This window comes from Chryseobacterium sp. VD8 (assembly GCF_037149975.1).
GTDB lineage: Bacteria > Bacteroidota > Bacteroidia > Flavobacteriales > Weeksellaceae > Chryseobacterium > Chryseobacterium indicum.
Genome location: NZ_JBBCQL010000008.1, coordinates 1 through 11,757 on the forward strand (window position 1 = coordinate 1; position 11,757 = coordinate 11,757).

Annotated in this window: 11 protein-coding genes; 5 read left to right on the plus strand and 6 right to left on the minus strand. The window is 35.8% G+C overall.

The genetic code is table 11. From position 1 onward, the window contains the following. The 6 genes from WFK35_RS01745 to WFK35_RS01770 all read right to left on the minus strand — a co-directional run. Positions 1–1,416 (minus strand): tail fiber domain-containing protein (locus WFK35_RS01745; RefSeq protein WP_336731059.1); only part of this gene is annotated, 1,416 nt, incomplete at its 3' end. 86 nt (positions 1,417–1,502) lie between these two features. Beyond that, positions 1,503–2,987, minus strand: a complete 1,485-nt coding sequence (locus WFK35_RS01750; RefSeq protein WP_336731061.1) for a tail fiber domain-containing protein — start codon at positions 2,985–2,987, stop codon at positions 1,503–1,505. Between the two features lie 106 nt (positions 2,988–3,093). Next, the gene (locus WFK35_RS01755; protein ID WP_336731063.1) at positions 3,094–3,801 is read right to left on the minus strand and encodes a hypothetical protein; all 708 of its coding nucleotides are present in this window, start codon (positions 3,799–3,801) and stop codon (positions 3,094–3,096) included. Positions 3,802–3,988: 187 nt separating this feature from the next. Beyond that, the gene (locus tag WFK35_RS01760) at positions 3,989–5,557 is read right to left on the minus strand and encodes a helix-turn-helix transcriptional regulator (RefSeq protein ID WP_336731064.1); all 1,569 of its coding nucleotides are present in this window, start codon (positions 5,555–5,557) and stop codon (positions 3,989–3,991) included. Between the two features lie 259 nt (positions 5,558–5,816). Next, a complete protein-coding gene (locus WFK35_RS01765) occupies positions 5,817–6,356 on the minus strand; it encodes a site-specific integrase (protein WP_336731065.1) in 540 nt (179 codons plus the stop codon). Continuing rightward, positions 6,357–6,698, minus strand: a complete 342-nt coding sequence (locus tag WFK35_RS01770; RefSeq protein WP_336731067.1) for a phage integrase SAM-like domain-containing protein — start codon at positions 6,696–6,698, stop codon at positions 6,357–6,359. An 87-nt stretch (positions 6,699–6,785) separates the two neighbouring features. Here WFK35_RS01770 and WFK35_RS01775 point away from each other — a divergent pair, with 87 nt between their 5' ends. From WFK35_RS01775 to WFK35_RS01795, 5 genes are read left to right on the plus strand one after another with little or no spacing between them, the layout of a single operon-like run. Continuing rightward, on the plus strand, positions 6,786–7,241 hold the full coding sequence (locus WFK35_RS01775) for a MarR family winged helix-turn-helix transcriptional regulator (RefSeq protein WP_336731069.1): 456 nt from the start codon (positions 6,786–6,788) through the stop codon (positions 7,239–7,241). Then, positions 7,238–8,620, plus strand: a complete 1,383-nt coding sequence (locus WFK35_RS01780) for a TolC family protein (protein WP_336731071.1) — start codon at positions 7,238–7,240, stop codon at positions 8,618–8,620. Before WFK35_RS01775 ends, WFK35_RS01780 begins: the two co-directional genes overlap by 4 nt. Before the next feature lie 5 nt (positions 8,621–8,625). Beyond that, positions 8,626–9,582: an HlyD family secretion protein gene (locus tag WFK35_RS01785; protein WP_002978570.1), complete on the plus strand. Its 957-nt coding sequence runs from the start codon at positions 8,626–8,628 to the stop codon at positions 9,580–9,582. 2 nt (positions 9,583–9,584) lie between these two features. Next, positions 9,585–10,745: an ABC transporter permease gene (locus WFK35_RS01790; protein WP_002978569.1), complete on the plus strand. Its 1,161-nt coding sequence runs from the start codon at positions 9,585–9,587 to the stop codon at positions 10,743–10,745. A 60-nt stretch (positions 10,746–10,805) separates the two neighbouring features. Continuing rightward, positions 10,806–11,681, plus strand: a complete 876-nt coding sequence (locus WFK35_RS01795) for a helix-turn-helix domain-containing protein (protein WP_002978568.1) — start codon at positions 10,806–10,808, stop codon at positions 11,679–11,681. Positions 11,682–11,757 lie beyond the last annotated feature (76 nt).

The following is an 11,757-nucleotide window of genomic DNA, read 5'->3' on the forward strand; positions in this document are numbered from 1 at the left end:
TTTTGCAATTATAGCTTGTTGTTGCTGTATAGTCTTTACCAATGGCGCAAAAAGATCGTTATAGCGTACACTAAGCATTGTATCTTTATCTTCTGTTACAATTGCGCTGTCAGTAGCACCATTCTTCGTCAGTGTTTCCTGTAGCTCCTGAGCGATAAAACCGTATTCCCGGTTTTTGCTATCGTCATTTTTACGGATATAGGATACTGGTCGTAGCTCTTTGATAAAATCCAAGCCAAGGTAGGAGTCCTTAATATCGTTTTTGTATCGCTTATCGGAGGTTACCGACCAGGCTACCTGTATTGCAGCAGTTGTAATGGAAGAATTCCCCAACCTGATATAGTTATTACCCAATGGACCAGCCGAATATCCTATTGCAATAAAATTACTAGGGTCTATGCTGGAAACACCTGCTGTATAACCTATAGCAACCATATTGCTTCCGGTTAATGGAGTAGCAAGACTATGTTGATTAGCCTTCCATCCCAATGCTGTATTATCATTTCCAGTTGTATTGTGTTGCATTGGATTAGTCCCTAATGATGTATTACGATTTGCTCCTGTATTGCTAGGATTAGCACTAGATCCAACTGCTGTATTTTCATCTCCTGTAGCTTCTAACCACATAGAACCTTCTCCCAGAGCTGTATTCGAATTGCCGACTGTGCTTTTACTCATTGCAACAAGCCCTATTGCTACATTTTTCTCACCAGTTGTATTGTTTGTAAGTGCATTAGAACCAAAAGCATTATTGTCTGAGCCGTTATTAACCATTAAAGTATTTCTACCAAATGCTGAGTTCCGGTTTCCTGTAGTATTTGCATTAAGTGCATTGTACCCAAAGGCAGAGTTCCCAAAACCCGTGGTATTGGCTTGAAGGGCACCAGCTCCGAAAGCGGTATTCCCTAAACCTGCAGAAGAATCCGGAAGGCTACCTGCACCGAAAGAAGCTTCATCGGGAGTCAGCAATCCCGCCTGAACATTATTTCTTTTGAGCATAAAATCTACATCATCTGTTGTGCCCAAAAAATGGGTGTCCGGTGTAGTCCCTGTATTTCCGCTAATATGCCAGTCATCGGTCTGGGTTCCGCTACCCCCTCCTGTAAAAGCCTGCCATACACTACCGTCAAAATAGTAATACCCAGCAGCAGTTACATTTACCGTTTTTGCTGTAGTGGGCGAAGCAGCCGCTGTAGCATAGATAAGGGCTCCTTTCTGGCTAACCCCATAAAGAACATCCTTGGCTTTTAGTTCATTACCTGTAAGTCGAGGAGCAATGATACCGTCTGTTGCGGTATTGTCTGTAGGTTTTCCTACAACATCGAGAGTAGCTTTTGGAGCATTGGTATTGATTCCGACCTGAGAAAACGCAAATGCCGGAAATAATACTAAAACTGATAATATTGTTATTTTCATTTGATTTGTAATTAAGATTAAATATTTGTTTTGTTTTTATAAAAATCACCAAAGAGCCTCTGGTTATATTTTATAAATAAAGTTTCTTACTTTTTTTCCAAAATATCTATTCTTTTCTGCAGCTCATCAATTTCCTTTTGTTGCTCTTGCACCGCTTTTACCAATGGTGCAAAGAGGTCGTTATATCGTACGCTGAGCATTGCATTTCCGTCTTCTGTTACAATGCCACTGTCAGAAGCATTATTCTTCTTCAGTGTTTCCTGTAATTCCTGTGCAATAAAGCCGTATTCCCGCTTATGGCTTTCATCATTTTTACGGAGATAGGATACTGGTCTTAGTTGTTTTATGAAATCTAAGCCAAGATTGGAGTTCTTAATATCGTCTTTGTATCGCTTATCGGAGGTTACCGACCAAGCTACCTGTATTGCGGCAGTGGTAATGGAAGAATTTCCCATTCTGATATGATTACTTACTGTTGCGCTGCTTGCGGTAGCATTATACCCAATAATGATATTATTGGAACCTGTTGTTACATTAGAACCTGCATTGGAACCCAAAAATGTATTGTTGTCTCCTGTTGATGTTTTACCTGCGTTCCAACCTAATGCTGTATTATTTTTGCCTGAAGTATTTGCATCCAGAGCATCCGCTCCGAGTGCTGTATTATAACTTCCAGTTGTATTGGAGCTCATAACGCTGGCACCAATAGCCGTATTTTCAGCACCTGTAGTATTATTTATTAGTGCCTCATAACCAGCAGCTGTATTATTAAATGCCGAAGTAGTATTAAGCAAGGCATTTGTACCTATTGCTACATTGCCAGCCCCCAAAGTAATATTTTTTAAAGCACGATAACCAAAAGCAGTTTGTCTATTGGTAACAGTTTTATTAGCAGCCTCAAATCCAAAAGCAGCACTTCCATTATCTGTAGTATTGGATTGAAGTGCACTCACTCCAAAAGCAGAATTGTAAGAACCTGTAGTATTCGACTTAAGAGCATCTACTCCAAACGCTGAATTTTGAATTCCAGTAGTATTTGCAATAAAGGAGTTTAGCCCATAAGATGTATTGGTAGCACCTAATAATCCTGCCTGTATATTGTTTCTTTTGAACATAAGATCCTGATTATCTGTAGTACCAAGGAAGTTGGTGCCTGAAGTGGTACCAGCATTTCCGGTAGTATGCCAGTCGTCTGTTTGGGTAAAGCTGCCTCCACTTGCAAACGCCTTCCAAACGCTTCCATCAAAATAATAATAACCGGCAGTGGTTACATTTGTGGTTTTTGTGGTTGTAGGCGATGCAGCTGCTGTTGCATAAACAATTGTGCCTTTTTGGTCTGTACCATAAAGGGCATCCTTTCCTTTTAACTCATTACCTGTAAGTCGTGGAGCTATAATGCCCTCTGCCGTTGTAGCGTCTGTAGCTTTTGCAACTACATCTAGTGTGGCTTTAGGGTCAGTAGTATTGATTCCCACCTGGGAATAAGCTAATGCTGAGACTAATAATAAGGCTGTTAAAATTGTTTTTTTCATTTGTTGAGTATTTTTTGTTTTTATGAAATCTAAGGGCATGTAATCATCCCATTTTTATAGATAATCGATATTCAATCCTATGGAAGAATATTATTGAAATGCAGATGAAGTGATAAAGATTGGACAGCACATCTTATAATTGATCCTAATCTATATCCATACTATTAAATAAATGCGTACAGATTAAAAATTCAGGAAAAAATGTAGGAGGTCTTACCGAATATTTCCCTGAGAAATAAGAAATAGTGAAATGAGGATTTTTATAGGTGATTTTCTCTTCAGGTCTAGTAAAAGAAAAAATTGCAATAGAATAAGAACAAGATGGTTCTGCTTTGAATGCAGTATGCTCATTAATATGTATAAAAACACAAGTTTCTTTCGTATGATAAGAAAAAACCGAAGAATCTTTATAAGAGATTATGAAAGTATGATTCTGCTTCGTATGCTTTTTAGCTATTGTGACAGCTGGTTTCTGAATGGAATTAGTTTCTCTATTTGTGGAAACCAGTTTTTCTGAAGACTGTGATTCTACTACAATTTCAGCATTGCTGATGACTTCACGATTATAAAGAACAACGCCTTCTGAAACAAATATTTCTGCTTTCTGGCTAATAAAATCGTCTTTTTTCACAATGATCTCTGCATTGGTGAAAGCCTGAATATTATAGACGGTAGCACTATCAGAAACTACAATTAGTGCTGGTGTAGCTTCTGTAGAGCTGTTCTCCCTTAAGGCTACAACTTTTGCCGAAACTGAAATACTACAGAAAAACAAAAATACACACAAAGCAACTGCTTTTCTGAAAACAGTTTTCTTTGTATGTAATGCTAATCCGGAGTAGCTTTTTTTCAATTGTTTTGTGTGTAATTAGAATCCTTAATTACTAAAAGTTCTTTACATTCAGAATCTTTTAATAATTTTTCGACACAAAAGTATTTTATATGGAAAAACGCTAAGCTATTTACGCTCTAACGATAGCTAACGGAATATATACGATTTCATACGTTTTTATAAGTTATTGATTTTCAATATATTTTTATCAAATATTTGAAATGAATATGTACATATTTTGCTCTCTTGATATATTTAATTTTCGTCGGATTCTATATTTTTTTGCTTCTACAGCTCCTACCGTCATTTTTTTCAACTGGGCAATCTGCTTGGTATCCAGATTCAGTTTTATAAGGGCGCAAAATTCTACATCAGAAGATTTTATAGCAGGGTTAATTTTAAGAAGATTTTTCTTAAAATTAGGATAAGCTTCATTGAAAGCCAAATGAAATGCATTTACATCTTCATATAACAAAGAAGTCAGCTCTTTTACAGAAGAGACATCAATCTTATCTTTAGGCAGCGTCTCATTTTCAAAAGGTTTCTCTTCGATTGCTTGCTGATTATTGTGCTTTCTCTGTGATAAATATTTTTTGAAAATAAACGCTGATATTCCTAGCAAAGCAAGTAAAATTACAATAACATAAAACAAAGTTTTATTAACAGGTTTGACTAGTTCTTCGGATTGAGATTTAATACTATATGCCTTCTTTTTGAATTCATTTTGTTCTATAGCAGACTGGTAATCCAAACTGTCTTTTAATGCTATTTCTTTTTTCTGAAACAACAATTGTTTTTCTAAATCATTTTTATCTGCATATACTTTAGCTATTTTCGGATACAAGGTTTTTAATAAGGCTCCATATTCCAATAGATTGCAGATTTTTAGTGATTTATTATAATTGGAAAGTGCACTATCCAGATAGTTTTTATTTTTTTCCTTATTTCTATATTCATAATCACCCTTTACTTTATAATAGTCTGCAACAGGATATTTATTTATCCCTGTTATTTTTAGTTGCTTTTCTCCTATTTTCAGATATTTTTGGGCCTCAGATTGCCTGCCCATTTCTATAAGAGTTGTTGCGGCCATTGTAGAAGAGAAAAGAAGCCTTTTGGCTCTTAGATTTTCATCTTTTAACAAAAATGCTTCTTTGCAGATTTTTTCTGAAGTAGCAATCAGCGAGTCTTTGTATGATGCTTTAGGAAATTTTAAACTTTCAATGGTAAACCACTTATATATATCAATATCAATTTTCGCCTTCCTCCTTACTTCTACATTTTCTATTTCTGGCAGATATTTCTTAGCCTGATTAAGTGTTTTGAGTGACTGAGTATAGTTTTTTTCTGTATAAAAATTTTTAGATTCCAAACAAAGTGCCTTGATGTAGTTTTCGTAATCACCAAGAGCTAACGTTAGAGATTTTAAGGTAATTATGTGATCTGTAGCTCTTGAAGAGTTAAGCATCCCACTTTCTACTTCAGCTAGCCTATATAAAGCTTTTATTTGTCCTTCTTTATAACCAACTTCCTTTGCTATATAATATAATTCTGTTGCCCTTGCAATCCCTTCTTTGTTAAACAATTCATCTGTGCTAATAACCTTATAAATACTGTCTATTTCTTTTCTGGTTAAAGTTTTCTCTTGTGAGAAAATTTTCCCTGAGAAAAAGAAAAGAACAAAAGCTATAGAGATATTATTATAAGAAATATTGTGCGAGCAGTAATAATAGTAACTTTTAAAGTCTGAATAAAATATTTTCAATGTGATTTTCATTATTGAGTTTTATGTGGGCAAAAATGTGATTTATAAGTGAAACACCAGATATCGTAAGAGTATATAATATCTAACGATAATTGACAATATCTAACAATAAACACACGAAATTGCTAATTTACTTAATGTTTTTGAGTGTTTTTCCGAAACTAAAACAACAAATTTCAATTACAATTATTTAATTATTAGAACAATGTATAAATTTAATGTTAAATAATGAATTATAATTCATTATTTTTAAAATAAACCATATTAAAGCTTAAATCGTTCTAATCTTGTTCATATATGCTGCTTTCTGTGAAAATTTCGCTTTTAATAATGCCATATCCTCACTTACTTTTTTATCCAAAATCTTTGCATAGTGTTGGGTGGTCTTGATGCTTTTGTGCCCAAGCATTTTGCTTACGCTTTCAATAGGAACTCCGTTGGATAGTGTAACCGTGGTGGCAAATGTGTGTCTGGCAATGTGAAAAGTGAGTTCTTTTGTGATCTCACATAAATCTGCAATTTCTTTGAGATAGGCATTCATTTTCTGATTACTGAGGACAGGAAGCAGCTTTCCTGAAATAACACACATCGGATGTTTTGCATATTTCTTAATAATGTCTTCGGCAATCGGAAGTAAAGGTATATGAGAGGCTATTTTTGTTTTCTGACGAGTGGTAAAAATCCATTTATTGCCGTCAATACAGATTCCGATATTGTCCTTTGTGAGATTCCACGCATCAATGAACGAAAGCCCCGTATAACAACTAAAAAGGAAGACATCACGAACTAAAGCAATGCGTTCTATCTTCAACTATTTATTTTGCAAGCGTGCTAGTTCTTCTTCATCCAAAAACCCTCTGTTTACCTCAATAAATTTAGAATTGTAACCTAAAAATGGATCGTGGAGTATCCATTTATTCGCCAGACATATCCTGATAATTTTACCAAAATTTTTGACATACTTAACTGCTGAATTATTCGCAGAGGACTTTTCGGTTCTAAGGAAAAATTCGAAGTCATAAATGAAAGAGTGATCTATCTCTGTAATCTCGATATCCGAAATATTAAACTTCCAGTTAAGAAATTCTTTGATATGGCTAAAACAGGTTTTATATCGAGTCAACGTTCCTTTTGCATATTCTTTCCCCAGCAATCATATTAAGATTTAAAAAAATTTAATATAAAATAGTTGCAACAACAACTATTGTTTAATTAACTTTGTTCAATAAATAATTTTTATATGAAAGCTGAAAAAATATTAACTGAACAAGATCGATACAATCTGCTTACAGGGAATGTACCTCTACTGTTCAACCGTTTTTTGGGTCAGCAATTCAAATTGAATAATATTAACCTGACCCGGGAACAATGGTCGGTGCTAGTACCTTTATGGAAACAACAGGGATGTTCACAACAGGCAATAGCAGATTTTACCCACAGGGATAAACCCAGCATAACTAGACTTATTGATCAATTGGAAAAAGAAGGTTACGTAGAAAGAAGGTCTCACCCTACTGACAGAAGGCAAAATCTAATATATTTAACAAATAAAGGAAAGGAGATAGAGGAAAAAGTAATGTATATTGTGAACAATGTCACCGAAAGAGCAACCAGAGGACTTTCCGAAAATCAAATTATGGAGATAAAAAACTTCTTTCAGCATATTCAAAACAACACTCAAAACGAAATGTTATGAAAAAAATAAAGTTAGCCATTACATTGATCCTACTCGGCACTATCATCAACGCACAGATTCTTGTAAGTAAGGATTTGGATTATGCTATCGGAAAGGCATTGGAAAAAAACACTGAAATAAGGAATCAAGATCTTGAATTACAAAAATTAGAATTAGAACGCAAAAGCATATTGGCCAAATATTTCCCGAAGGTCGAGGCTTCAGGTTTATACTCTTACATCAGCAGTGATGCAAAATTAGATCTAGCTACCCTGAATTTACCCATCACAGGATATCCTGTTTTTGGGGGATCTTCCGATTTCAGCACAAATGCGAATATCCTTTATGGAGGTATAACCGCAAAAGCGGTACTGTTCAGTGGCGGACAAATCCTAAATGGAGCCAAGGCTCTCAAAGAAAAAAACACAGGAACAGCTTTTATGATGGAAAATCAGAAAAATGAGGTCATAAAAGATATCATAGGGAGCTTTGACCGTCTCAAACTTCTGGAAACCGCCGAAACACTGATCGATAACAGCGAAAAGAGATTGAATAAGGAAAAAGAAAGAGTAGAAAAGGCGATATCCGAAGGGTTGGCAATTCCTTATGACCGCGATAAAATCAAACTCTCCACTCTGGAATTGGCTTCCAAACGTGCAGATGTTCAAAATAAAAGAAAACTTCTGATACTCAAGATAAAACAGTCCACCAATCTTTCTGAAGAAGAAATTCTTAAAACCAATCATCAGTTGGAGCCCATCATTATTTTGGACAGCCTGAGCACAGCCGAACGAAATGAGGTAAAAGCACTGGAATCTTTCAAAAAAGCTTCCGAATATGCCCTTAAAAAAGAAAAAGGAAGCCTTCTTCCTACAGTTGGAGCTTTTGCGGGATATAGCTATGCATCATTATATAATGCCAATACAAAAGTGCCGATTGAAACATTAAATACGACCGCCAATTTGAAACTAAATGAATTGACACTACATCCTAACTGGATGTTGGGCGTAGCCGTGAAATGGGAAATCTTCAGCGGGTTTGAACGTAAACATAAAATAGACGAAGCCAAAATAGGGCTCGCCCAGGTTGAAAATAAACTGGCTGACACCAAAGAAAAAGTAGACCTGGAATTGGAAAAAAACAAGGTAGAATACAATACCACGTTACATAAGGTAGATATTGCGATTCAAAGGGAAAAAATAGCACAAAATAATAATGAAATAGCATCAAAGCAATACAGACTAGGACTTATTAACGTCACTGAACGCCTTGGAGCGGAAAATGATATATACAAAGAATCCTTAAACAAAGTAGAAACCGTGATTGAACAGCGGAATGCTGCTATTGAAGTTTACCGTGCATCGGGAAAATTATCAAACTTTATTAAAATCCAAAACTAAGCAGAATGAAAAAAATTATTTACATACTAAGCATTGCAGGCATTTTAGCTTCTTGTGAGAATAAACCGAAAGTATCACAAACCATCCAGGGAAAAACCGAGCGGGAAGAGATTGCAGTAGTAGGCAAAATAGCAGGCAGAATAGATAAAATTCTGATCAGCGAGGGAGCTCTTGTTAAAAAGGGAGATACATTGGCGATATTGGAAATCCCGGAAGTAGACGCAAAAAAATCACAGGCACAGGGAGCGGTAAAATCTGCTCAGGCACAATATGAGATGAGTGTACACGGTGCTACTGCCAATCAGTTGGCACAGCTCTATGCCAAGAAATCCGCTTTGGTAGAGCAATATGAGTTTGCAAAAAAATCCCTGGCAAGAATGAATGCAATGGTAAAGGATTCATTGGTTCCGCAACAGCAATATGATGAAGTATTCGCCAAGTATCAGGGAGCCAAATCACAAATGATAGCCGTAGATGCAGAAATTGCCGATGTTAAAAACGGGGTCCGCATAGAACAGCAAACAATGGCGTTGGGACAAAAAGACCGTGCTCAAGGAGCTTTGGAAGAAGTACAGGTTGCCGAGAAAGAAAGGTATATCATTGCGCCACAGGATATGAAAATAGAATCCATCACATTGAAGCTGGGGGAACTGGCACTACCAGGATATACGCTTTTCAAAGGTTCTCTTAATAATTCCATATATTTCCGCTTTACTATTCCTGAAAGCCAATTGGCAAATTATGCACAAGGAAAAGAAATCAATGTGCATATACCTTACAAAAATCGGGATATCAAAGGGAAAATCAGAAATATAAAACAAATAGGCGCCTATGCTAATATTGCTACAGCATATCCTGATTATGAAGTGCAGGACGCTTTGTATGAAATATTGATAGACCCTATTAACATCCAACAAGCAAACGATATCCTAAGCAAAACAACAGTAACGCTAAAACCTTAATAATGAAAACATTTCTCAATCTGATCAAACGGGAGTTCGGTTTGTTCTGGAGCAACAAGGTTCTCAGAATTTTGTTTATTGGGGCTCCTTTGATGTACGGTGTTTTGTTGGGATATGTTTACAGCAAAGGGAAAGTGACAGATTTACCAATCATCGTGGTAGATTATGACCAAAGCTCACTCAGCCGGAAAGCAATCGAAATGATGAATGACAACGAAGTTTTGTCTGTTGCAAGGCTGCAGTTTGACGAGACAAACCTCAATCGTTTGATGATTGAGAAAGATGCAACCTGCGTCGTTATTATCCCAAAAGATTTTGAGAAAGATGTGCTGACAAAACGTTATCCTGAAGTCACTACCATAATCAATACAGCAAATGTATTGACCGCAAATTATTCTTCATCAGCACTTCAGCTGGTCTTAGGAACCCTCAAAGCAGGAACACAGGTCGAAACCTTACGTAAACAAGGAGTTCCGGAAAATTTGCTAATGAGTCAGTATGAGCCATTTAAAACCACGTTTATAAAAAAGAACAACAGAAGCACCAACTATATGTATTTTTTGTGGCCTGGTGTTTTGGCTACTGTGCTTCAGCAGGTATTGTTATTGGGGCTTGCTCTTTCTTTTGCTTCCGAGTTTGAAAACGGCACTTTCAAATATCTGGTACAAAAAAGCCGTTCTGCATTTATGCTGATATTGGTTAAAATCGTGCCTTATCTCATAATGAGCTTCGGGATATGGCTGATGTACTGGGGTTTTACCAAGTGGTTCAGAATTCCTTTTTATGAAAACATTTTTCCGCTTACTCTAATAGCGGGTGTTTTTGTAATCTCGGTCTGCTTTATAGGAATTTTGGTAAGTATCCTTGTCCCGAACCAACTGAAAGCTACGGAAATCCTTATGGTTATTGCCACACCCAGCTTTATCCTGTCAGGATTTACCTGGCCGCTCAGCCAAATGCCAGTTTGGGTTCAGCACATTGCAAATATCATCCCGCTTACACATTTCTTGCCTGCCTTTAGAATACTTATCATAGAAAAAGGCGCTGTAGACCTCACCTATCCTTATGTTATAAAAATGATAATCATAGGAACAGTAAGCGCCATTGCCAGCTATAGCGTTTTATGGTACAAAGTCCGAAAAATTAAAAAGGATAAACTGTAGTGAGCTAAATCATAAGCTAAAAATTATATATGCCCATATAAATCCATTAAATAAGAAACCATGAAAGCTTACGAAAGTATTAAAGAAATATTATCTTTTTATCAGGTACACTGTGATGAACCTTACTATATATCTTCAGGAAAACTCATTTTTGAATTCCCAAAAAGACTGTTCCGCATGGATTTTTATGCATTCTGCATCTGTGTTTCCGGTAGTATTGATTTAGAAATTGATAATCACCATTACAATATATCCCAAAACGGATTCCTGATATCTGCTCCGTCAACAATTATAAAATTTGTAAATACCAGCAAAGATTTCCGCATGAAGGTTCTATTCTTTGAAAAGAATTTCCTGCTTAAGAACATTTCTAATCCATTTTTTATCGAGAATCTGTCTCTATTCAATAAAACTACCTTTAATGTAGTTATTTCCAACGAAGCAAGTAGTAAACACTTAATCAATTTGTTGGAATATCTTCAGCAGCAGACCACGAGGAATGGTCGTTTTACAGAAGATATTCTTCGTACTATTATTATTAATATTTTGTTGGAAGTTGCAGTCCTAATTGATGAAGACAGAAAAGACAACGCATATCTAACTCCAAAAGATAATAATAATATTTTTTTTAAATTCAACGAATTGGTAAAAGAAAATATTTTGCAGCATAAGGACGTACAATACTATGCAGACAAGCTATTCATTACCAACAAATATCTTATTCTGATTGTAAAAAAAGCTACTGGCAAAACTCCACATCAGATTATTGACGAGGCCTTATTAAAAGAAGCATGCGTTCTGCTCGGCTATCCAGAAAAAAATATCTCTCAGATTGCATTTGAAACAGGCTTTAATTCTACCTCTGCATTCGGTCGTTTTTTTAAAAAGCATGCGTCAATATCGCCCCAAAGGTACCGAAGACAACAGCATTTTTAAAAAAGAAATTCCGTATATGATTTTCGAATTTAGGGATACTAAGGAATTAAGGTATATCAATACCTTTATCATATAA